We start from the raw sequence: 24245 nt of genomic DNA on the forward strand, positions 1-24245 counted from the left end.
TTAGTATCCTAAAGATTGGTTCAATTGTTTAAACATCTTCTTTTGGTTTCTGTTGCCACTTGTTTTTTGAAGGGAGGTAATCGAAGTCAGTTGGCTATGAAAATCCAATAAAAATTTGATATAAAAATCCTTTTTGAAATCGTTACGCTCTTGTTTGACAGAGTCATTTCGTAACGAGGATAGGGGGAAACTATCAGATCCATCGATTCCCGAAAATTGAATTACCATATCATTCACCGAATCATCTAGAGGAGTTGTATCTATGATTTTGGTTCTTGTTTTTTGTTCAATTTCCGTATCTTCTGTAGTGATTTGGATTTCCACTTTGGAAAGAACAGAACCATTGAATTCTAATAAAATTGATTTTTCTTCTGAATGTTTGATTCGGTTTTTGTTTTGTGGGTCTGGATCTACTTTAAACTTACGAATGCGTAGACCCGTCCTGTTGGGATAGGTTCCAATAAACTGAATGGTAGTATTGGCGGGTAAAGAAGACAATTGTTCGTAAGACAAAAGATCCCGAGCCTTCGCGATGTCTCGGTAAAGGCTTAAGATTTCCTTGTTTAAACGATTTTCTTTTTCGGTAATGTCAACCTCTGCGAAGAGGTTGACACTCAGTAAAAAAAGACTAAGGAGTGCTAGGTGCCGGTACTTCGGGAGTGGTTCCATCAGTTTCTACCGGAGCTTCCAAACTAGGTTCCAAGTCAGGAACCAAAACTTCATCTTTCTTTGCGAAAACAAAGGAAAGAGCAAGTGACAATACAATAAAAAGAATCGCGGCAACACGTGTGGTTTTCGTCATCACATCGGCCGTTGAAGCTCCAAACACAGATTGGCTAGCGGTGGATCCGCCGAGCATTCCTGCGCTTCCACCTTTTCCCGTTTGGATCATCACAAGAAGGATGAGGAAAAGTGAAAGTAGAACAAAAAGAGTGAGAATGGTTCCTGCAAAAAATCCCATAAAGTTTCCTTATTTTAAAAGTCCTAAAAATGAATCTAATTTTTGACTAGCTCCTCCCACGAGGCCACCGTCAATATTTGGTTTGGCGAGAAGTTCTTTGATGTTATCTGGTTTCACAGATCCACCATAGAGAATTTGGATGTTTTCTGCCACTTGGTCTGCTCCCACAAAGAGTTTGCCAATTTCTTTACGGATAAATGCATGTGCTTCTTCTGCTTCCACAGGTGTTGCTACTTTTCCTGTTCCGATCGCCCAAACAGGTTCGTAAGCAATGACTAGGTTTTGGAAGAGGTCACTTGTAATTTCTTTTAGACCTTTTTTGATTTGGTCTTGTAAGACGGAGAAGGTGTGTCCCTTTTCTCGTTCGGCCCAAGTTTCACCCACACAATACACAACACGAAGTCCCGTTTTCAAAAAGTAGGCAATCTTTGCATTGTCAAACTCAGACGTTTCCCCGAGAAATTGTCGTCTTTCGGAGTGACCGACAAGAACGGTCCTGATCCCAAGTTCACCCAGTTGCACAGGAGAAATCTCTCCTGTCATCGCCGTAAGCCCTGCTTGGTAGGCATTTTGTGCCCCCACGATGAGTTTCGAACCCTTGGCGATCGAAGAAACAACTTCTAAATGGAGAGCGCTTGGAAAGACCATGACTTCATAAGCGGAGGAATCACTGGCAGTTTTCAATCCAGATGTGATGGATTTCGCCTCTGCAAGGGTCAGGTTCATTTTCCAGTTTCCGGCTATGATTTTCTTTCTCATCTTATTTCTCTTCCTTTGGGAGTAAACATTGAACACCCGGGAGAGTGCGTCCTTCCAAAAATTCTAAGGAAGCACCACCACCTGTGGAAATATGAGTGATTTTGTCAGCCACACCCGCTTTGTTCACGGCAGCGATGGAGTCTCCACCACCTACAACGGTTTTGGCTTTGGACTTACTGATGGCTTTGGCAATTTCAATGGTTCCTTTGGAGAACTTATCCATTTCAAACACACCCATCGGACCGTTCCAAAGGATGGTTTTTGCCTCTTTGATTGCTTTTACATAATTGTCGATGGTCTTCGGTCCAATGTCCATACCCATCCAACCATCGATAATTCCCATTTTATCAACGGATTTCGTTTTTGCATTCGGATCAAAGTTGTCGGCAATGATATGGTCCACCGGGATTTGAAGGTCTACCCCTTGCACACCAGCACGATCAATCAATTGGAAGGCTTGGGATTCGAATTCTGGCTCCACAAGGGATTTTCCAATGGGAACAGCTCTTGATTTGAGGAAAGTATACGCCATACCGCCCCCGATGAGGAGGTGGTCTACTTTTTCGAGTAGGTTTTTTAAAATCGCAAATTTGGAACTGACTTTGGATCCGCCTACAATCGCCACAAAAGGACGTTCTGGTTTTGCAAGAAGCCCACTGAGTACTTCAATTTCTTTTCGCATCAGAAGTCCTGCAAACGCAGGGAGAAGGTGAGCCACACCTTCTGTGGAAGCGTGGGCTCTATGTGCGGTTCCAAACGCATCGTTGACATATACGTCAGCGAGTTTGGCTAGTTCCTTACAGAAACTAGGTGCATTTTCCTCTTCTTCCTTATGGAAACGAAGATTTTCTAAAAGTAAAATTTCACCTTCCCCAAGTTCATTTGATAACTTCACAACAGGTGCCCCAATGACAGCTTCTGAAAAACTGACTTTGGTTTTTACGAGTGTGGATAGAACATCAAACACTGGTTTCATGGAATATTTCGGTTCCGGTCCCCCTTTTGGTCGGCCTAAATGGCTTCCCAAAATGATTTTAGCACCTTTGGAAATGAGAAGTTCCAAAGTAGGGAGGGTCTTTTCAATACGAGTTTTGTCCGTGGCTTTTCCGTTTTCCACAGGGACATTGAAGTCCACACGAACAAAGACTCGTTTTCCTTTTAGATTTTGTTCTTCTAGAAGAGGTAATTTCATCTTAGCCTTTTTTTGCCATGTAACGTACGAGGTCTAATACTCGGTTGGAGTATCCCATTTCGTTGTCATACCAAGACACGAGTTTGAAAAAAGTAGGACTTAGTTCAATACAAGCATCTGCATCAAAGATAGAAGAACGAATGTCTCCTAGGAAGTCGTTAGAAACTACCATATCTTCTGTATAACCAAGGATTCCTTTCATAGAACCTTCACTTGCTTCTTTCATTTTCTTTTTGATTTCTGCAAGTGTTGTTGGCTTTTCTGTGCGAACAGTTAAGTCCACAACGGATACGTCTGGTGTTGGAACTCGGAAACTCATACCAGTGAGTTTTCCATTGACTTCAGGGATACAAAGTCCTACTGCTTTCGCAGCACCAGTGGAAGCAGGGATGATGTTTTGAGCGGCACCACGACCACCACGGAAGTCTTTTTTAGAAGGTCCGTCTACCGTTGGTTGGGTTGCTGTCATCGCGTGAATGGTGGTCATGAGTCCTTCTACGATTCCAAAGTTGTCAAGAACCACTTTTGTGATCGGAGCCAGGCAGTTAGTCGTACAAGATGCGTTCGAAACCACATTGTCTTTTGCTGCATCGTATTTCTCGTGGTTTACACCCATTACAAAAGTAGGGATGTCTTTGTCTTTGGCAGGAGCTGAGATCACCACTTTTTTGGCACCAGCTTTGATGTGTTTTTCTGCACCCACTCGGTCAGTGAAAAGACCAGTAGATTCGATCACAAAGTCGACTCCAAGTTCTTTCCATGGGAGTTTTTCTGGGTCTCTTTCCGAGAAGGTTTTTACTTTTTTGCCATCGATGATGATTTCGTTGTCGGTGTGAGAAACTTCCCCGTCGAAGCGACCATGAGTGGAGTCGTATTTAAAAAGATAAGAAAGGTTGTCTGGGGTCACTAGGTCGTTGATTGCGACAAATTCTAAATTGGGATCTTTGATTCCGGAACGAAGCACAAGTCGTCCGATGCGACCAAAACCATTAATTGCGATTTTTACCATGAGTTTCTCCTAAAAGGCTCGTATCTAGAGATAAAACGATTTTTTAATAACAGAATTTCGAGTTCGGGGTCTATGTCACTCATTTTAAAAGGAGATGGAGCCACTTGTCGCAGAGAAAATCCAGATTTTAGGCATGACAACTGGTTTTCCTGTTGTATTCTTTAGCAGCTTTCAGATGTCTAAACTTCCCATGGATTCCTATAAATTAGAGCTCACTCGTGCCAGAATCCAACAAAATATCTTGGCACAAGTTTCTTCCCATCCGAGTGCTCGGTCAGGGGACATACAGACATTAGCAAAACTCATCACCAAGTCTGTTTCCGAAGGTTTAGAAATCGAACGGGTAGGAGTATGGCTTTTCAATGATTCTAAAAATGAACTGGTGAATGTGGATCTTTACTTGAGGAGTAAAGGAACACATGACTCAGGCGCCATTCTGAAAGAAAATGAATTCCGGGAAGAGTTTCATTATCTCGTAAGTGAAAAATTTGTGGATGCAAACGATCCCTATACTGACCCAAGGACCAAGGGATTTATTGAATCGTACCTCACTCCAAACGGCATCACCGCCATGTTAGATGGTGTGATTCGCATGGGAGAAGAACTGATTGGAACTTTGTGTTTTGAACATGTAGGGAAACAACATGAGTGGCAAGAAGATGAGATTATCTTTTGCAGCCAATTAGGGGATCAAATCTCTCTTACCATCAGTAACCAAAGAAAAAATAAAATCAATGATGAGCTCACCAAACGTGAGAATGAACTCAAAGAACTGAATGAATCTTTAGAACGTTTGGTGGAAGAGAGAACTCACAAACTAAAAAAATCCAATGAAGAATTGGAGATGACGATCTCTACCTTAAAGAAAGCTCAAGACCAATTGGTGCTTTCTGAAAAAATGGCAAGCCTTGGACAACTGGTGGCAGGAATTGCTCACGAAATCAATAATCCCATCGCTGCCATCCAGTCTTCTGCCGAAAATCTAAAAGAGTTTTTATTTGAATCCGAACTTTCCATTTTCCAAAAAGAGTTAAACGAATACCTCCCAGATCCAAAAAAACAAACTCGATTTTTAGAACTCATCCAAGTGTTAAAATCTCGTATCGAAATCATTTCGGGAAGGGAACGGATGCAGAGAAGGAAACGTTTAGAATCCTGGCTTGTTTCACAAAAAATCTCTGAGTCATTTTCCTTTCATTTGATTGATACTGGTTTTGATTTGGATGTTTTAGATTCCTTTCCCGATGTATTTGTTACCGATCGATTGGAAAAACTCCTTACTTTGCTTGTGGAAGAAATCACAGTTTACCAATCCCTTCATATCATGTTACTTGCTGTGGAACGGGCGAGTAAAATGACATTCGCCTTAAAAAACTTTGTGCGATTTGAAATTTCCAAAAATCCAATCCAAGTCAATCTAAAAGAAAATATTGAAACGGTTTTAACTTTATACCAAAACCAATTTAAAAAGAATGTGTTACTCGTAAAAGATTTTGGTGAAGTCCCTTTTATTGAAGGGTATCCCGAAGAGTTATTACACCTTTGGACCAATTTGATTTATAATGCTCTCCAGGCCATGTCCTTCCAAGGAAAACTAAGCATCCAAACGAAATTAGAAGGGGATCATGTTTTGGTTTCTGTGGAAGACACAGGACCAGGAATTCCTTTGGAAATTCAAAGTAGAATCTTTGAGCCATTTTATACTACAAAACCCTTGGGAGAAGGAAGTGGACTCGGTCTTGATATCTCACGTAAAATTGTGGAACGACATTCGGGTTCGATTCGATTTGAATCCAAACCAGGTAAAACCATATTTACAATTGTATTACCTGTGAAGATTCCCGGTTAATCTACGTTAGCTTACCATAAGACAGCAAATATTTGAGATTCTTGGATGGGTCCAAGGATTCTCGAATCCACTCCCATCTCGCGATTGTCCGCTAGTAAAAAAAATGTTTTTTCAGGAACCGTGATTGGATTCATATCATCATGTTCCGTTTTCCCTTGCGGGATGAGGGGGATATTTTGTGTGGCCGGTTCTGGAAATAGAGTCGGATCAAGGATCGTTCCATTGCGAAAAACAAATCGTTTTTGAATGGAGATCGAATCTCCTGGTTTGCCAATGATTCGTGCAATGAAATAAGAATTGGGATCACTTGGTGAGTGACAGATCACAACATCACCAATTCCCAAATTGTCTTTCCGAAACCATTTGCTAAAGTATTTGGTCTCCCCTTGTTTTAAAGTAGGTTCCATATAGACATTGGTAATGGATACGGGTAATAACACTTTGTATTTCACATAAAGGGATAGGCCAAGGCCAATGCCCATTGGTAAAAAAATAGAAATCAGTTTTGTTTTGAGTGGAACTTTACTTTTTGTTTTAGACATGGAAATAATTGATCTCTTTACGTAAACTTTCTGTGAGTTGGTTCATGTTTTGTGAATTGGACTTGGTTCCATCGCTGGAAATTGCAGTGGTTTGTGCATGATGATTGATCTCTGCAATGGAACGTGAAATTTCCATCATCGCTGTTTTTTGTTCTTCGGTGGCTTCCCGTATCATTTCGGAAAGTTCGCGGATTTGAGTGACACCTTCGTTCACTTCCTCGTTGGTTTCAATTTGTTTTTGAACTACTAAACGAATCTCTTTCGTCATTTGGTTGATGGAATTCACACCCGTGATGGTTTCGCTTAAAATGGAGATGGACTGGTCAATTTTGGTTTGGCCTTGGCTAATTTCCCCCTCATTTTGTTGGATCAGTTCTTCGATATCATCGATGGATTTTGCTGTTTTGTCAGCCAGTTTTGAGATTTCATCGGCAACAACAGCAAAACCACGTCCACTGGCACCAGCCCTTGCTGCCTCAATCGCTGCGTTTAACGCAAGTAAATTGATCTGTTCGGAAATATTGTGGATGATTTCGACGACATTCGTCATCTCGGAAGAAGATTGGTAAATTTTGTCCATAGAGAGTTTCATCTCTCCTAAAGAAGATTCTCCTTTTTTGGCATCACTCGTGATCTCTTCGACTCGTTTGTCAGCGATTTGAAATTTTTTATCAATTTCGGAAACAGCTTGGTTGAGTTCCGTCATTTTTTTCATCAGAGAGGCGAGAGTGAAGGATTGGGTTTCTGTTCTTTGTGCTACACTTTCAATCCCTGCTGTGATTTCTTCTATCGAAGCGGAAATTTCTTCGCTACTTGCTGCTTGGTTTTGAGCTGCATCTGATAAAGTTAACATGGATTCGTAAATATCAGAACTGGTATTGGTGAGTTCGTTTGAAACTGATTGTGTTTGGTTGACAATTTGGCGGAGTTTGGTTTGAAAATCAAACATTGCATTTGCCATACTTCCAATTTCGTCTCGGCTTGGATCATAAAAATCAGATTTGAGATTCCCTTTCACCATTTCGCTAATCCGCACTTTGATTCGTTCCAAAGGTTTGAGTTTGGATTCGATCACAAGTACAGTGACAATACCAATCATAAACACAATGAAAATAGAAATTCCAAGAGTGAGTAAAAGACTTAATAACGTTTTTTCATAGAGTTCTGCATTTTCGAAAATGCTAAAAATGATGTAATTGAACTCGGGGTTTTTCACAAAAAAGATTCTTTTTTGCGTTCCATCTTCTGCTGTATCTAAAAATCCTAATGCTTCTGTTGTTTGGAAGGGTGTATCAAAAACTAACTTTGCTTTGGCGTTATCTCCAATTTCCTTTTTGTCGGAAAAATAAACAATCGTTCCATCTCCATCAAAAAATCCAACTTTGCCGGAGCTTCCAATTCTTAGATTTCCTAAAATGAAACTGGAAAGTTTTCCAATGTTGAGAAATCCTCCCACATACCCTTGGAATTGGTTATTTTCATACACAGGGAGAGTGTAAGGAGAAACAATATCACCTGAGATACGGGAACGAATGCTTATATGACGCAAAGGTCCTTGTCTTGCCAAATCTCCATCTTCAATATAAAATATCCCACCAGTTTTGGATTTGTCGTATTCGTTTGTGGAGATAAAAATTCCCTCTTCTGGTTTGTAATAAAACAAAGCTTCCACTGCATGGTTTGTACTTCTCAGTTGGATTTCATTCAGGACAGAACGGATCCCAGACAGATTCTTTTTTACAATTTGGTCTTTGAGTTTGTTTTCTGTAAAAATAGAAATTGTCAATCGATCTCGAAAGTCAACGAGGGTAAGTCTCATAAGAGATTCGGAATCCATCACCGATTGTTTCATACTGGAATTTACCAAATCTAACTCTTGTTTGAAGTTCATTCGGTAGTTGATGATAAACAGTAATAAAATCGCAGCTAAAAAAGACAAAACAGTTTGGAAACCTAAGTTTCTAGAAAGCCTTCTTGTATTGATTCGTGAATTTTTGTCCAAACGAATGGATAATAAAATGCCTTTGATATTGAATTTGGTTTCGACATAACCAATAAAAATGGATTGGTATAAAATGGTGAAAGCCAAAGTCATTCCAAGTCCAATGGCAAGTTCACTTAAGAGGACAAAATTTTTGGTTTTTAATAATAAAACTAAACAAGAGATGACAATCAAATAGCCAACGGAATAACGAATGGTGACATCGAACATCGAGACCTTTTCCAAATGGTCGAGCCAGAAATACGCCTTGTGGTTGTCCTTATTTGTGGCGGTTCCATTGTAAATGCGAAGGACCGGGGAAAAGCGGACATAGTAGAACGAAATACAAAAAACAATCAGAAAAAGAACGACAATACTTGTGGAAATTAGAATGATTTCAAGTTCTTCTTTTGTCCATTGGGTGAAAAAATAGATATATGACAGTAAAATCGGGAACCCAATTAAGTAGTTAAAACCTTCAAGACCAAAAATTATAAATTTGATCATTTTCCGTATGTCCATACCCTAGGGATACAGATTGTCTAAGAATTGTAAACGTAAAATTCCCGAAGCCAACTCTTTATGAAAGACTCACTTGTTCTCAAAACCATCCAAGAAAAAATTAAAAATTTAGGTAGTTTGCCTGGATGTTATCTTTGGAAAAACCAACTAGGACAAGTGATCTATGTCGGGAAAGCTCTCAAACTCCAATCACGAGTTAGGTCGTATCTCAATCCCAATCAAAAAGATCGGAAAACTCGTGCACTCTATGTCGAGTTATATGATTTGGATTGGATTGCGACGAGGACGGAAAAAGAAGCCTTACTTTTAGAAGCCACACTCATTAAAAAATACAATCCTAAGTTCAATGTTAGGTTAAAGGACGATAAAAAGTATCCATTTTTATGTGTTTCTACGAGTGAAGACTATCCTATGGTGTTTTTAACGAGGAAAGTCAAAGACAATGGAGACAGATATTTTGGTCCTTTTACCGATGTAAAAGCTGCAAGAGATACGTTAGAACTCATCCATCGCATTTTCCCCATACGTAAAACAAAATTAAAACTCCCTCTCGCGCGACCACAAAGACCTTGTCTGAATTTTCATATGGGACGTTGTCTTGGACCTTGCCAAGGGAATGTGACAAAAGAAACCTATTCGGAGTTAGTTGACGAAATCATCCGATTTTTAGAAGGAAAAAAAGATAGGCTTGTTGCTGATTTAAAATCGGCTATGCTCGATGCTTCCACCAAAATGGAATATGAAAGGGCAGGGTTTCTCAAACAAAGAATTGAAACGATCAACCAAATTCGTGAAAAACAAACCGTTGTCAGTTTGGATGGTGGAGACGAAGACATTCTTGGGATTAGCAAACGAGAAGATGAGGGTCAAATTGTGATTTTGGAAGTCAGAGGAGGGAGGTTAGATGGGAAAAAATCCTTCCCATTAACGGGACTTTCTTTTTCGGATGATGAAGAAGCCTTCACTTCCTTTTTACGAGATTATTATTTGAATGTCACCATCCTTCCGAGTGTGGTGTATCTACCAACTTCTGCCAAAGGGAATTATGATGTGTTTTTAGAAGCCATCTTGGAAAAATTTGGATCCTCCATCAAAATCAAATTTCCAGAGATGGGCCCTAAAAAATCCTTACTGCGATTAGCTGAAAAAAATGCCGACCTGAGTTTAACAGAAAGAATCCTGGCAACAAAACTTCGTGACCAAACGGTTGCGATGAAAGAACTACAAGAGAAATTAAATTTACCTACCTTACCAAGAACCATCGAGTGTTATGATATCTCTCATTTCCAAGGCAGTTCTCCTGTGGCAAGCGGTGTGATGTTTGTAGAAGGTAAACCGTATAAGGCGGGTTATAGGCATTATAAAATGCGAGGTTATGAAGGGATTAATGATCCTGGTATGATCCATGAAGTGATCGCAAGAAGATTAAGCCATTTAGTCAACGAAGAAGAACCACTTCCTGATCTCATTGTGATTGATGGAGGACTCACTCAACTTTCAAGGGCAGCAGAGGCTGCGATTGCTCTTGATTTAGGCCATATCCCGATGGTTGGCCTTGCAAAAAAACGAGAAGAGATATATTTTCCCGGGGAGAAACACCCTTATAGTTTTGACAAACATTCTCCTATGATGCGTCTTCTTCGGAATTTACGGGATGAGGCACATCGGTTTGGTGTCACGTTCCAAAGGTTACAAAGAAAGAAAAAAGCACTGAAATCGATACTCGATGAGATTCCTGATATTGGCGCCAGTCGCAGAAAAAGTATACTGATGTACTTCCAATCAAAAAAGAAAGTCACAGAAGCAACAAAAGACGAGTTAGAACAAGTGCAAGGCATAGGCCCCGTTCTTGCTGAAAAAATTTATTTGGGAATCCAAAACTTAAAAAAAATGCAACCGAACGAATCAAACTAAACCACTCCTTCCATAAGGGAGTGGGTATACGTGATTCGATTTCATTTTTTCTATCTCTATCTATTTCTCTCTAACATTTATTTTCTCTCTTGTCATTCCGAAGGAAAAACTCCCTTTTATTTTCCAAATGGAGGTGTTGGCGAAAGTCCAGTGTTTCGGTTTTCCTATGGAAAACAAAGCGAAGTTCCAGAAAAGAAAAACGAAACCTCATGGATGTTGTACGAAGATGGTGTGCTTTGTTTGTTTTCTCTTCCCTTTTCCCTTTACCAATTGGAGTTAGGTGCTAAATTCCAAATTTGTTTGCGAATGGAGGAAAAGGCATATTTCCGATGGAAGGAAGGATTTGCCAGTTTAGAAAATAGAAAAGCGGAATATCCTCATTTTTTTGAAGTTGGAAACGATTGGCAAATTCGTCTTACTGAGTTTGGGAAATGGCAAAAGGAAAGGGAGAACACCACTCCCATCCTGGAGTGGAAACACCAAATCTGGTCTACGGGACTTGTCTCTTACCAAGTGTTTGCTTTGCCTCATCCTTTATTTCTGCAAAAGACGACGGAGGAATGTGAGGTAGTCTTTCGTACGAATGATTTGTCCGAATCGGAAAAAAAATCCCCTGCCATTGTATTCACTTTTTCCTGTCCCGACACTCATGCTATTTTAGAGTCCATCCAAATCCAAAACGATCGTTGGTTTTTGGAATGCCAACCAAACTCACCTGTTGGATCTGAAGTCTTTCGTCATTCCGAATCGTCTTATGGGCGTTATCTGGAGTGGGAAAATCCTACGGATGAGATTCTTTGTCCGAGGGCCGAAACCTTAGAATGGGAGGATGAGGGGGGTGTGACTCAATTCCAATCGGATGAGTTTTTCAAAAGAAGTCGACTTATTCTACCGCACGGAATTTTACTCCTGTCGGATGAAGGCAAATTACAAGGGATTCCGATTCCCAAATTGTATCTTTCTTCTCTTGGAACTCGTAATGTCATTCGGTTTGGGGAAACTCGGTATCAAGATAGTAAGTTTTCCTTTCGCCAAGGGGATGAGTTTTTTTCCTCCCAAACCAGTTCTACTTCCTGCCGTGACCAATGGAATTTTTGGAAAACAAAAGAAAACTTTTGTGGGAATCCTGGAATTCCAAATGCACTAGAAAGAATCCCATCTCCAGAATCTCTTCCCCACTGTTCCCCAGAACAAATCTATTTGACTGAGTTTTATCCAGGAAACCAAACGGATTCCCAATTTCCTTTTCCTGGTTTTTTTGAATTCCAAAACAGAGGAACTCGTTGTGATCTTTCCGGCCTCAATTGGATTTTCGATGATACCATCTTTCCGTTTTCCACAAAAGAAACCATTTTAGAACAAGATGCCTTGTTTTTATTTGTGCGAAAACCTTGGACTGGTTGGGGGTATTTAGAAAAAGAAAAACCATTTTCACTTCCCCAACTGGTATTTCAAATTCCTTCGTTTCTAATCCAAACACGGAAAACCAAAAAAACAAAAACCTTTTTGTTTCCTGAAGATCATTTCCATTTACTTCGAAACACAAATTCCAATCTCCATTCGATTTATCAAAACGAAGAAGAGTTTCCCCATCCACGGGAAGGGGCCAATTCCATCTTACTTTCGTTAGGATTTCAGATGAGTCCTGGAACACACAAACCGATCTCCAAACCAAAATTAGGGGGAGAACTTTTAGAATTCTCTCCCTTTCAGTTTCCCTTTTTCGATTTTGGATTTCATACAAATGAAGAAGGAGTGTTTTCGTTCCGTACAGAATCCAGCCAAGAATTTTTTCTTTGGAAACCGAAGTCTCAATCCATCGTCAGTTTTACGAATCTTCCTTCTGTTTGCAATGGCGACCGTGTGGTTCATTTACCGGACCGATTTTTTTCAGGTGGTTTTCCTTCCCTTTTTTTCCAAGGAAGAGATGGGAAGCAAATGGTTCACTCGTTTGGGGAAGAAACTCTATTACAGGAATTGTCAAAGAAAGGAGTCCATTCTCTCCATCCCGAAGATCCCCCCATCTTTTTCTCTGCCTCTCTCCATCCGTCACCCAATTGTTCAGGATATTTTCGCACTCCAGGTGCGGAGAAAGTAAGAAGTTTAGAAATCAGAAAGTCAGAAATTTCGGGACTCTATCATACGAATGCATCTGTAGACAAGCAAGCAGTCGTTCAGTGGGGAAACCAACGTTTCCGCTTGGAAGGGAATGGAAATTCGATTTCTCCTCTGTTCTTTCAATTGGATCTTACTTCCTTTGTCACAGAGAATCAGAGTGAACAAATTTATTCTTACTTTTCCCATCCGAATCTCATACGACCTCTTGGATTTTTGGAACGAATTGGTCCCGTGCAGATCGAAGCCATTTATCCGAATCCTTATGAAGCCCAAAATGAATGGGTGTATCTTTGTAATCGTTCTCAATTTACAGAAGATTTGCGAATGTACAGAATCGAAGATGAGGTTTCTTCGGATCCCCTTGTACCTTACCAAACTCGTTTTCCTGGCAAAGATCCAAAAGGAAAACAAGGGAATGGTTTTGTATCCAATGAATCTCTTTTAGCACCAGGGCAATGTGCTTGGATCGTAGATCCAGATGGGAAGGATTGGTATCTTCCCATTTTCCATAAGGAATCAGACCTTCTATTAACGGTATCTTCTACTCAAACCATCGGGAATGGGATTTCCTCCGGAGAATCTGTCCAACTCCGAAAGGAAGAAAATGGGAAAACCTATCTAATCTCTTCGTTTGGTCACCCTGAATCCGCTTTTGTATTTCGTAAAACGGTTGTTACGGGAGAATACATTTGGTTGAAACAAGATCGAGAGGGAACATCTCTTGATGATTATGAAACCTTTCGTGAGGAAAATTGAAGTTTCCATTGTTTTCCAAAATTTGGATTCTCTTGGGGATCATTTTTCTTTTGCCTTTTACATCCGTTCGATCTGTCGGTTTGGAAGTAGGTGTGTTTGGTTATGAATTATTCTTAAAAGAAAACCAAAAGAATAAACAACTCGAAGTTCCTGGATGGGATTTTCACTATCAAAAATGGGGAAATTCGTTTCGCACCGAACCCTATCTCAATCGAACATCTGGTGAATCAATGTTTGTTGGTCTAAAAGATCAAAATTCGAATAACCAAATCGTTTGGGATTTAAATTTGCAACTCACATCAGGACCTGACACGGGATTACGGAGCTATTATCTCGGAAAAAATAATTATTTCGGAATCCAAACACAAAACTTTTTTTTAGGAGTCGGTAGAAGGGAACATCGATTTTCACCTAAAAGTTTTTCTACACTATTTGATGCAGGCGATGGACTGTTTCTGGAATGGAAACCCGTGCCGTCTCTAGTTGTACAAATTTTTTTATGGGACTTTCATTCCGGATCCCTTCTTATTTCTAAAGATCAGTTTCGTTCTCTTCTTCGTAACGAAGGGAATGAAAATCAAAGGGGAACAAACGAATCTCCCTTAGAACCCAAAGTGACAAACGTAAGCCGGAATCATCATCGCAGGCATAGTGTGGGACTTGTGTATGGCGAAACTGTAAACATACGGTTCGGGTTTCATTATCTGGAACTAGGAAGCCTGGGAGCTTATACAAAAGATCATCCTAACGACACAAAACGATATGGAGCAGATGGTGATTCATTACTCCATGGAAATTTTGGGACTCAGTTGTATTCCGATCTATTTTCCTTAGATTTCGATGTGTTGTGGTGCCGCGGAAATGACCGAACCAGATCAAAACTGGCAGAGTCTCCAGGTTCCATTCCCATTGCGGGGGAGGCTTTGCAAATGGGAGCTGAACTTCGGTTTGGTGGATGGAAAGTTCGGAGTTCTCATATGATCTCAGACAGAGAAGAAAAAAATGAAAAACAACAAGTGGTCAAAGAAGGTTATATTTCACTGGGAACACATCCAAGCCAAACTCCTTATTTTTCACAAATATTAAGAATATATCCCTCATCCGCCATTACAGAGTTAGGTTATGAAAAAAACTTTGCTCTCATCGAAGGAAGGGCTTTTGGGTATCTATCAGAACTTGAAATCAGTTTTACCTATCATCATATTGTTTCTAAACTCATTGGAACTTATTTTATACCATACACTCGAACTGGCCCGAGTGATGGCAAAATTAATTTCCAAAAACGGGACTTCGAACGGTTTTTCATAGCCGAAGGGATGTTCGAAATTTCATACAAGGAAGAGAAGAGTTTGGAATTAGGGATTGGTGTCTCGCAGTTATTTTTACCAGAAGCAATGGGGATTCACTCCAATTTTGGTTATGTGTTCGGGAGATTACAAATATGAATTTAGGAAGAAACATTCGATGGCGTCACTCCTTGGGATTTTTATTCCTTTGGTGTTTTTACAGTTGCCATTCTTCTAAAGAAAAATTAGATCTCTCGGCACTTTTGTTTCCCAATCCACCCATCAGTGATTTGCATTTTTCTTACCCAGGTAGGCATGTCTCTTCAGCAAAAAAACGACTGGTGAGAGAGGTCATTCTTTCTGAGATCCGAAAGGCCAAACATTCTATTCGGATGTATCTTTATTCGATCGATGATTTGGAAATCATTACAGAACTGTATCTCCAAAAGCGAAAGGGAATCGAAATCACAATTTTTGGGGACAAAGAAGAAAGTTATCCAGAACTAGAGTCATTCGGCTTTCCCGTCAAACGTTGGCAAGGTTCTGGGATCCATCATACAAAACTCATACTCTTCGACAAAATCAGGATGTTTTTAGGAACTGGAAATTTTACCTCTCATGGTTTAGAAACAGATAATAATGTCTATTGGATCCAAAATATCACTCCTTCGGAATCGGAAAACCTTGTCCAAACGTTAGAAGGCAATTCTCCCTTAGGCCGAGTGACGTTAGGTGAATTGGATTACCTCATCTCACCAGAAGCCGGTTTAGAAATCCAAACAGAAATTTTAGAAGCGATCGATTCGGCTAAACATTCCATTCGGTATTTGATTTATTCCCATTATGATCCTGTGATCAGTTTTCAATTAATGAAGGCGCATGAAAGAGGAGTAAAAATAGAGAGCGTTTACAATGGACCAATGAGTACAAATCCAGAGGGTGAATCTTTGAGCCAAATACTATCCTTTCCTTCCCAAATTTGGGAAGATGGGAACGTAGACTTTGTTTATAAAGAGGATTCTTATCGAGGAGGACTGCTACATCACAAAACAATGATTATAGATGAAAGGGATGTGTTGGTAGGTTCTTATAATTATTCTGTTTCGGCCCGCGACCAAAACAAAGAAATCTTTGTGAAGTTTTCCCACCCTCGGATCACAGTAGAATTTTTAGAAGAATGGAAACGAATTGTCTCCGAAGCACTCCCACTCAGTTCCTTTTTACAGAATCCCAATCCAATTCCAAAAACAGATTTTAAATCATTTGGGATTCAAAGTTATCGAAATTCCCTCTTTGAAACCAATTTGTTTTTTACAAAGAGTGGAAGTCTTGATTCCAATTCAAATGCTCTTTCTTCCCAATACCGTGAGTCTTTATCCTTAACGAGTGGACTTGATCCAAACACAATTTCCGAGGAAAGGGAAGGGAACAATCGATTCATCGTTCATTCCAATCTCCCAGATCCCATTTGGATGGAATCGGAAGTGTCAAATTTGACTTTGCAAACTCAGAATTTATTTTATGGAACCAAAGTATCGGTTTCCAGTGGGGAAGAGATTCGTTCCCTAGAGATTTGGGATGGCAAACATCCAAAAGAAACCATTTCCTTAGACAACCAGTCTGTTGCAGTGGGGAGAGGTGACTTTCGGTTGGGAAAAGAGATTTGGATTTGGACAGAGTTACCCAATCGAACCGTCAGTTTTTGTCATACAAAAGAAAAAGACAAACTTCCTAAGTGGATGAACTTTCTAAAGAATCGATTGTTCACCAAACAAAAGAAAGTTTTACATTGTTCTTACGACTGATCATTCCATTTTGTCTTCGATGATGGGAACCAAAATCTTTGCGATCTCTTCTTGTAACTTCATATAATTATTGATGCCTAAATGAGTAATTTGTTTGTTCACATCATTTAACATAGCTTGTATGAGAAGGATGAGCGTGTGTTTTTTATCTTCGGGCAGTTTGGAATCATGGATCAAATCAGACATGGTCAGTCCAGTTTGTCATGGAAATGAGAATTTCCAAGCATTTTTAAACCCAGTTTTTGAGCTCTAGTTCTTTTAGTTTCGGTGCCATACGATACGTAAAGATCACAATGAGAACTGTCATGGTTGCGCCGAACACAACTGAACCAACTGTGCCGACAAGTTTTGCCGATACCCCTGATTCAAAAGCACCAATCTCATTCGAAGAACCAATGAATACTTTATTGATGGCACTCACTCGTCCCCGCATTTCTTCGGGTGTCATGGTTTGCATGATGGTGGATCGAACAACGACGGAAACACTATCAAAAACCCCAGATAAAAAGAGAGCCACTAGAGATAAGGTAAAGGAGGTAGAAAGTCCAAAAACCAACATACAAATTCCAAATCCCATCACACACGACAAAAGCACTCTGCCTGATTTTTCCAATGGTGGTTTGTAGGTGAGGTAATACGCCATGATGAGAGCTCCAAAAGAGGGAGCAGCTCGTAAATACCCTAGACCTTCCGATCCAACAAATAAAATATCTTTGGCAAAAACAGGAAGAAGTGCCACAGCACCACCGAATAAAACGGCAAACATATCGAGTGCCATAGCACCTAACATGATTTCATTTTTTAAAACAAATTTGAGGCCTTTTAATAAACTATCTTTTAGAGCTTCTTTTTCTTTTCGTTCAGGCAAACTACGTTTTCGAATCCAAAAAAATAAGAAAAAGGGAAGACCGATACAAATTGTATCCAACCCGTATGCCCACTGCATTCCCAAACTTCCATACACAATTCCACCGAGGGCAGGTCCAATCACGGCACCTGCTTGGAAAGAAGTTCCCATCCAAGCGGCAGAGTGTGGGTAATGTTCTCTCGGAACGAGTTGGGTCACAAAACTAAAGATAGCGGGTGAAATAAAACCTCTCGCGATTCCTGAAACTAATATCACAAGGAAAATAGGGTAGGCTTTGTAGGTATCTAATAGAAAGGAAAGGGGACCAGTAAAAGCATACAAAGTAAGGGAACAGAGGAATAAAAAAAACAAACAAATCACAATGATATTGCGACGGTCTCTAAGGTCTGCTAGGTGGCCTGCATATAGTGCCACAATGATAGAAGGAATGGCTTCAAAAAGTCCCACAAGTCCTAAATCGAGGACACTTCCCGTCAGTTCATACACTTGCCAACCGACGATGGTCGCTTGGATATTGATCGCAAGAACCATAAAAAAACGGGCTACGATAAAAAATCGAAAGTCTCTGTGTTGGAAAATGGCCAAAGAAAGATTTTTTTTCATCTCTAATCAGCCAGAGTTTTCCCGAGAAAGGAAGGATCAATTCACAAATTGGAAAAAATTCGATTAATTCGAATCACTACCCAATTGAAACTGTAACGATTTGACAACCTCTTCATTTCCCACTTGGTCAACCGCATAATAAAAAATTTGGAACGAACCCTTACATTCATTTTTTAAATCCACAATGGATATATCCACACTAAAGGGCTTAAATTCCGACTGGGTTCCCGATTGGCATGTAGTAGAATACAAAATGTCTTTCAGTCCACTGCGATTGTCTTTCGCAACGAATCGGATTTTAGAATCAGGAGATAAAAAGTTTACATTCCCTTTTCCTTTGGTTGTGGGTCCCACCCATTCTACTTTTGTTTCTGGTGCTTTTGTATCTCGGACAAAATCTAAAATTTGAATGGGTTCTTTATTTCCCGCACGATCTACAGAGAAATACAAAAGTTTGTATTCTCCTTCTTCGGTAAATGGAATGGATGTGAGGGACTTTGCTGAATTCCATTGTCCATCGTTGATACGATAACGAACTTCCGAAATTCCAGAAGCATCATCGGATGGAGACAAGGTGATAGAGTCTTTTGCTAAATATCGAATTCCTTCTTCTTTTTCTTTTACGATCACAAAACTATCGTTAGAGATTACGGAAGTTACCTTTTTCGGAACTGGTTTTGGTTCAAATGTTTTTTTTGTGACAAACTCTTTGGGAACGGAAAGAGGTGATCCTGGATCCACGTTCGTTGAAAATACTTGTGTCCAAAAACCTTTTGCACCGTACTCACCTAATCTGCGCACACGAAAGTATTCAAAATCATCTTTCGGAGTCACTGTGATTCGGTTTCCTTTGAATTGAATCACTTCTGGTGGTTTCGGAGCAATGGATGCTTCCGTTTCGCTTGGTTTTTCTTGCCAAAGTTCTAATTCAAAATTTGCATCTGCTTCTGCATCGATGAGAATTCTGAGTTCTCGTTTTGGTTTGGAATCCAATGAGCTAAGAACGAGTAAAAAAATTGTGAAAATGAATGTTAGTTTTTGTTTCATATTCCTTTTATTCTTCTTTGATACGAGGTGCTTCTGGAATTTTATAAGGTTGTACAGGATTTTTTCCTTTTTCCACAAAGGTCGCCATACCTTGAGTGAGTTCGACTGTTTTGCCTTGTGCGCTGACATCCACAACTCCCTCAAAGCAGGAAATGGTAGAACTTTGTTTTTCATCCAGTTCGACTCGAAATTCTGTACCTCTCACACCCGCAGTGGAGGAAGGGCTAACGATACTGAATTTATGTTCTTTCGTTGGTGGATTACTTTTTGTTACCTTGGCATCAAGACTTCCTTTAAAGAGGGCTACAGTTACTGGTCCTCCTTTTTTGTCTTCGCCTCTCACTTCGAAATGGCTATTGTTTAAGATGCGAACCATACCCACTTGATTGACGTGAATGTCGGTTTTTCCTTTTGCGTTGGTTCGGATTTGATCATTGGGATGTAATTCTTGACCAAGTTTCAAAGGAGTCCAAGGACCTTTTCCGTTCGTTCCGTTCCATTCCACTTGCCCCATGACAAATTCAGTCACACCCACAACCGCTTTTCGAAGGAAAACAGGAACCACTAGAGAAAGACCTGGTTTGATCAAATCGGGATTTGGAATTTTATTATATTTCAGTAACTCTGGCCAACGTTTCGGATCTGATAAATGGCGTTCTGATATGAGAGAAAGAGTTTCTCCCTTTTGTACGGTGATGGTAATGGGTTCCAATGCCGTATCTGGTTCTGCCAAGAGAGGAAATTGACAGATCATTATGATAAGTACTAGGATAGTGTGTACGATGGACTTTCTCATATACATACTCTCTCAAACTTCTGTTTAAATTTCCAGCGATTTCGTAAAATCTTGGGGATTTTTCTAAACGACGAATTCCATTCATCCTTTCGGATCATCTAAAGAAATGATGGTGTAAAGCCGATCCCTTTGTATTTTCCACAAATCAAATGACTTCGTTTTGCAAAAAAATCCCAAATCGAAGTTAGGTTCTACTTTGATTGCAAAAAATAAATTCCTAGTGCGGCTGCCATATGAGGGTGGTGGATGGTTCCATCAAGTAACAACTGTTTGACTTCGTTCGGTGATTTTAAAACGATTTCAATGTCTTCTCCTTCATCGAAATCCACATCATGAATTGGTTCTACATCGAGAGCCACATAAGAAAACGACCAATTCGTAAACATCGCAGGGTTGCCGGAAAATTTTGATAACAAACGAATTTTACTTGGACTCGTGGCATATCCCGTTTCTTCCCTGAGTTCTCTGATCACGGAATCAAACTCAGCATCTGGTCCATCCTCATCCACGATGCCTCCGGGGATCTCCAAACTCACTTCCCCAATCCCGTGCCTGTATTGTTTGATGAGTACAATCTCTCCAGACTTTGTGACTGGTACAACGTTGACCCAGTTTTTGGATTTTAAGACATAGTAGGTTTTTTCTTCTTCCGAACGTGGGAGTTGGATATCAAAAGAAGCGAGTGTGTAAATTGGGGTAGGGAATAAGTCTTTCCAGTTTTTTCTTTCTTTCAAAGGTGGGAGTTTCCTATCTTTTGGGATTGCCTTTCAGTGTGAATCGTTCTCTTATGGAAAGCCACCCTTTTTTTAAAGGGAGTGAATCTTACTCCTTGCTAGAAGAAGCATTGTTTGAAATCCTTTCCTTATGAAATTATATGGTAGCATCACCTCTCCCTATGTCAGACGAATTCGTTTCCTTTGCTTAGAACTTGGACTTCCTTTCCAACTTGTGGATACGATGACTGAATCAGGACAAAAAGAACTCAGGGAAAAAAATCCCCTTTGGAAAGTTCCTTACCTGGAAACAGACGATGTGAAAATCTGGGATAGTCATACCATCACAGACTACATCTTTGTTACCAAAGGCCACGGTAAGTTTCGACCAAAAGAAGGTGATCATTTTTACAGAGAGGCAAATTTAATCACAGCCATAGACCAAGCTCTCGACAATGCCATTCTTCTCTTTTATTTGAACAAAGAAGGAATCAAACCCGATGCCGCACCGTACTTAACCAAAAATGCTCTTCGGATCAGTTCCATTTTAGAATACATCAAACGAGAGTTAAGTGGAAACCACTTCTTTTCAGATGGAAAGGTGGGTTTATCCGAAATTGCTCTTTATTCCACTTTGGATTGGATGCGATTTCGGTCTGTGTTACCGATTCTAGAAGAGGAACTCTTTGTGAATTTTCTCAATTTCCATGGGCCAAACAAATCCTGGATGGAAACGGCTCCTAAGTAAGGATTCTCATCCTTTTTTACTCGACCCCATTTGATTTCACGGGATTATGTCCCTTACTGGACCCCCTATGAAATTGAATGCGGCACAAATGGAAGCAGTTTCGACCATCCAAGGCCCCCTTCTTGTCTTTGCGGGGGCAGGATCAGGGAAAACCCGTGTCATCACAAACCGGATCGCCCATATGGTAGAAGGGGTCAAAATCCCTGCAGGGAAAATTGTAGCCCTATCTTTTACCAATAAAAGTGCCAAAGAGATGGCCGAACGTCTCAGAAAGATGGTTCCGAGAGAAAAACTAAAAGGGATCACTCTTTCCACCTTCCATTCCCTTGGCCTAAAGATCCTAAAAGAACATATTACAAAACTCGGTTACAATGAAACGTTTTTACTCTTTAATGGAACTGACCAGGAAGCCTTTGTTTCCGACCTTTTAAAATCCAAACGCCTGGATCCCAAAAAAGTTCCCCCAAAAGAAATCCTCCGCCGTATCTCTTATGCGAAAAATACACAAGTCCACCCCATGGACAATGGACTCACGGGTGAGTTTGATTTAGTTGCCGCAGAAGTGTTTTCCCTGTATGAAGACGGACTCAAAGAAAAAAATGCGATCGACTTTGATGATTTGATTTTGCTTCCCAAACGACTGTTAGCTGAGTTTCCAGAAATCGCTGCCTATTACCAAAGAAAACACGAATACTTTCTTGTGGATGAATTCCAAGATACAAACCAACTCCAATATGAGTTTTTATCACTCTTTCGCGGAAAGAGTGATAACCTCTGTGTGGTGGGTGACGATGACCAAAGTATTTATGCGTTTCGCGGATCCAATGTCCAACTCATCCTGAATTTTGAAAGGGAATTCCCTCATGCAAAAGTGGTGAGACTTCTTGAAAATTATAGGTCTACTTCTCTCATCATCCAGGCAGCTAACTCTCTTATCCAAAATAACAAGGGTCGTAAAGAAAAAACCTTATACAGTCGGATTCCTTCCGCCGAACGAGTGGAATACTATGAAACTGCTGATGAAAGGGAAGAAGCCATCTTTGTCGCTGGTCGGATCCAAACCCTCCTCATCAAAAATGAATTTAAGGGAAAAGAAATTGCCATCCTATTCCGTACAAACTTCCAATCACGTCCGTTTGAAGAAGAACTGCGGAACCGAAGTATTCCTTATAAAGTAGTAGGTGGGTATAATTTCTTTGATAGAAAAGAAATCAGGGATTGTATTTCTTACCTTCGCTACGTGGCAAATCCGAAGGATGATTATTCCCTGCTTCGCATCATCAACTACCCAAAACGGGGGATTGGTCCTGGCACCATGCAAAAACTCCAGGAAGAAGCCTTTACCCACAAACTTTCCCTCTATGAAATCTTTCATAAAATGATTGAGAGTCCCGACTATTTGCCCGAAATCAAAGCTAAGGTCAGACAAGAAATTTACCAATTTGTGGAAATGGTGGATGCCTTCAAAAAGAAGTTTGCCATGTCTCCGAAGCTGGCGCCAGTGTTACGGGAAATGATCACCCAAATCGGCTTCGAACGGGAAATTTCCATGGAAGAGACCGAAGAGAAGGTGGTCAAAGCACGGATCTACAATTTGAGTGAACTTGTGAACATGTTGTCCTTTTTTGAAGAAGAAGAGGGCAGGGAAGGAAAGGCTACGATTTTTGACTTCCTACAAAGGTTAGTCCTCCTCATGGAAGACGAACCGAAGGAAGACGAGGAAGATCGCAGGGTGCAACTTCTCACCATGCACCAGTCCAAAGGGCTCGAATACGATTTAGTATTTTTAGTGGGACTCGAAGAGGGAATTTTACCCAACTCACGTGTTATAGAAGAAGAAGGGGAAGTGGTCGATGAAGAAAGACGCCTTCTCTACGTGGGTATGACTCGCCCAAGACGAAAATTGTACTTGACTTCGGCTCGTACAAGACGCAAATTTGGGGAGCAAATCGAGAGTGCCCCCTCTCGGTTTTTAAACGAGCTGTCTCAGGAAGCTGTTCTTTTTTTCCCGATGGAAACGAAGGATAGAGACACGGAAACTAAGAATTTCTTAGAGGAATTAGACAAACTAAAGGTAGGCTAATGAAATCGATTCTCCCACTCACCCTCCTATTGTTGGTAGTGGCATTTGAAAATTGCGCATCAAACAAGGAAACCATCCGTCCAGGAGTTTCCAAAATCAATACAGGGTCTCATTTGGCCCAAATCGAAGCAATCGATGCTGATCTCAAATCTGCTACTCTATCTGACGAATCCCGTGACAAACTCATCATCAAAAAGGGAAAATTATTACTCGATTTAGGTCGTTATGAAGAAACGATCACAACTCTCAATCGTGTGAACCAAGCGAAAGCAAACCCAGTACAACTGTCTGAGTGGAACTTAGCAATGGGGAAAGCGTATATCGGGAAAAACGAATACAGCAAAGCGATCCAGTTCTTAAACCAATCGGAAAAATTAGATAAAAATACGAACCTTATGGAACGTAAAAAACTCGTTGTACAATCTCTAGTTGCTGAGAGAGAGTATTACCCAGCGCTCGCAACTCTTACGAAAACCTACACAAAAGGAAATCAGAAAAAGGATGAGTTCTATTTTGAGACGGCTGCAAAGACCTACCTCAAAATGGGCTTTGAATACAAAAACACTGGTTTTTATCAAAAAGGTTTACAGGTTGCTAACTTAGGACTAGAGGAATTTCCCAACAACGAAACCTTAAAGTCCATCCAAAAGGAATGTTTGGAAGTGTTACAGCCGGAGGGCAAACTCTAAGATT

The 24245-nt window shown here is 40.3% G+C and carries 20 protein-coding genes; 8 read left to right on the plus strand and 12 right to left on the minus strand.

Annotated features, from left to right (window positions below; translation table 11 throughout):
• The 5 genes from EHQ59_RS17435 to gap are packed head-to-tail and all read right to left on the minus strand — an operon-like array spanning window position 1 to window position 3921.
• Window positions 1–669: an LIC_12096 family protein gene (locus EHQ59_RS17435; protein WP_135621235.1), complete on the minus strand. Its 669-nt coding sequence runs from the start codon at window positions 667–669 to the stop codon at window positions 1–3.
• Window positions 629–961, minus strand: coding sequence for a preprotein translocase subunit SecG (gene secG, locus EHQ59_RS17440; protein ID WP_012389055.1), 333 nt, complete (start codon window positions 959–961; stop codon window positions 629–631). The genes EHQ59_RS17435 and secG overlap by 41 nt, the downstream gene beginning before the upstream one ends.
• 9 nt (window positions 962–970) lie before the next feature.
• Window positions 971–1720 carry a triose-phosphate isomerase gene (gene tpiA / locus EHQ59_RS17445; protein ID WP_135621236.1) on the minus strand — a complete coding sequence of 250 codons (750 nt, stop codon included), beginning with the start codon at window positions 1718–1720 and terminating at the stop codon, window positions 971–973.
• 1 nt (window position 1721) lies between these two features.
• Window positions 1722–2912, minus strand: a complete 1191-nt coding sequence (locus tag EHQ59_RS17450) for a phosphoglycerate kinase (protein ID WP_135621237.1) — start codon at window positions 2910–2912, stop codon at window positions 1722–1724.
• A 1-nt stretch (window position 2913) separates the two neighbouring features.
• Window positions 2914–3921 (minus strand): type I glyceraldehyde-3-phosphate dehydrogenase, encoded by a 1008-nt coding sequence (gene gap, locus EHQ59_RS17455; RefSeq protein WP_135621238.1) that lies wholly within the window; start codon window positions 3919–3921, stop codon window positions 2914–2916.
• 94 nt (window positions 3922–4015) lie between these two features.
• On the opposite strand from gap, the gene EHQ59_RS17460 reads away from it, so the two are divergent.
• Entirely contained in the window at window positions 4016–5770 is a 1755-nt protein-coding gene (locus tag EHQ59_RS17460; protein WP_244245607.1) for a GAF domain-containing sensor histidine kinase, read from the plus strand.
• 11 nt (window positions 5771–5781) lie between these two features.
• On the opposite strand, the gene lepB is transcribed toward EHQ59_RS17460, so the two are convergent.
• Together lepB and EHQ59_RS17470 are read right to left on the minus strand one after the other, a co-directional pair.
• Window positions 5782–6312, minus strand: a complete 531-nt coding sequence (lepB, locus tag EHQ59_RS17465) for a signal peptidase I (RefSeq protein ID WP_135621239.1) — start codon at window positions 6310–6312, stop codon at window positions 5782–5784.
• Complete coding sequence (locus tag EHQ59_RS17470) at window positions 6305–8800, minus strand: methyl-accepting chemotaxis protein (protein ID WP_167481430.1); 2496 nt, start codon at window positions 8798–8800, stop codon at window positions 6305–6307. Before EHQ59_RS17470 ends, lepB begins: the two co-directional genes overlap by 8 nt.
• A 75-nt stretch (window positions 8801–8875) precedes the next feature.
• On the opposite strand from EHQ59_RS17470, the gene uvrC reads away from it, so the two are divergent.
• Genes uvrC through EHQ59_RS17490 form a run of 4 tightly spaced genes read left to right on the plus strand, consistent with a single transcriptional unit; the run spans window position 8876 to window position 16694 of the window.
• Entirely contained in the window at window positions 8876–10729 is a 1854-nt protein-coding gene (gene uvrC, locus EHQ59_RS17475; RefSeq protein ID WP_135621241.1) for an excinuclease ABC subunit UvrC, read from the plus strand.
• Between the two features lie 30 nt (window positions 10730–10759).
• Window positions 10760–13603 (plus strand): LIC11755 family lipoprotein, encoded by a 2844-nt coding sequence (locus EHQ59_RS17480; RefSeq protein ID WP_244245608.1) that lies wholly within the window; start codon window positions 10760–10762, stop codon window positions 13601–13603.
• An 8-nt stretch (window positions 13604–13611) separates the two neighbouring features.
• Entirely contained in the window at window positions 13612–15048 is a 1437-nt protein-coding gene (locus tag EHQ59_RS17485; protein ID WP_135621242.1) for an LA_2168 family protein, read from the plus strand.
• Window positions 15045–16694 (plus strand): phospholipase D-like domain-containing protein, encoded by a 1650-nt coding sequence (locus EHQ59_RS17490; RefSeq protein WP_135621243.1) that lies wholly within the window; start codon window positions 15045–15047, stop codon window positions 16692–16694. The genes EHQ59_RS17485 and EHQ59_RS17490 overlap by 4 nt, the downstream gene beginning before the upstream one ends.
• Here the strand turns inward: EHQ59_RS17490 and EHQ59_RS17495 are convergent, their stop codons facing one another.
• From EHQ59_RS17495 to EHQ59_RS17515, 5 genes are all read right to left on the minus strand, one after another.
• Window positions 16695–16880: a hypothetical protein gene (locus EHQ59_RS17495; protein ID WP_135621244.1), complete on the minus strand. Its 186-nt coding sequence runs from the start codon at window positions 16878–16880 to the stop codon at window positions 16695–16697.
• A gap of 43 nt (window positions 16881–16923) precedes the next feature.
• Window positions 16924–18165, minus strand: a complete 1242-nt coding sequence (locus EHQ59_RS17500) for an MFS transporter (RefSeq protein WP_135621245.1) — start codon at window positions 18163–18165, stop codon at window positions 16924–16926.
• A 63-nt stretch (window positions 18166–18228) separates the two neighbouring features.
• Complete coding sequence (locus tag EHQ59_RS17505; RefSeq protein ID WP_135621246.1) at window positions 18229–19212, minus strand: LBF_2017 N-terminal domain-containing protein; 984 nt, start codon at window positions 19210–19212, stop codon at window positions 18229–18231.
• A 7-nt stretch (window positions 19213–19219) separates the two neighbouring features.
• Window positions 19220–19966 (minus strand): FecR family protein, encoded by a 747-nt coding sequence (locus tag EHQ59_RS17510; protein ID WP_244245609.1) that lies wholly within the window; start codon window positions 19964–19966, stop codon window positions 19220–19222.
• A 233-nt stretch (window positions 19967–20199) separates the two neighbouring features.
• Window positions 20200–20742, minus strand: coding sequence for an NUDIX hydrolase (locus tag EHQ59_RS17515; RefSeq protein ID WP_135621248.1), 543 nt, complete (start codon window positions 20740–20742; stop codon window positions 20200–20202).
• A 130-nt stretch (window positions 20743–20872) separates the two neighbouring features.
• On the opposite strand from EHQ59_RS17515, the gene EHQ59_RS17520 reads away from it, so the two are divergent.
• The 3 genes from EHQ59_RS17520 to EHQ59_RS17530 all read left to right on the plus strand — a co-directional run bounded on the left by EHQ59_RS17520 (window position 20873) and on the right by EHQ59_RS17530 (window position 24241).
• Window positions 20873–21469 carry a glutathione S-transferase family protein gene (locus EHQ59_RS17520; RefSeq protein ID WP_135621249.1) on the plus strand — a complete coding sequence of 199 codons (597 nt, stop codon included), beginning with the start codon at window positions 20873–20875 and terminating at the stop codon, window positions 21467–21469.
• A 67-nt stretch (window positions 21470–21536) separates the two neighbouring features.
• The gene (locus tag EHQ59_RS17525; protein WP_208652459.1) at window positions 21537–23552 is read left to right on the plus strand and encodes an ATP-dependent helicase; all 2016 of its coding nucleotides are present in this window, start codon (window positions 21537–21539) and stop codon (window positions 23550–23552) included.
• A complete protein-coding gene (locus EHQ59_RS17530; protein WP_135621251.1) occupies window positions 23552–24241 on the plus strand; it encodes a tetratricopeptide repeat protein in 690 nt (229 codons plus the stop codon). Before EHQ59_RS17525 ends, EHQ59_RS17530 begins: the two co-directional genes overlap by 1 nt.
• Window positions 24242–24245 lie beyond the last annotated feature (4 nt).

It is taken from the genome of Leptospira kemamanensis (assembly GCF_004769665.1).
Lineage (GTDB): Bacteria > Spirochaetota > Leptospiria > Leptospirales > Leptospiraceae > Leptospira_A > Leptospira_A kemamanensis.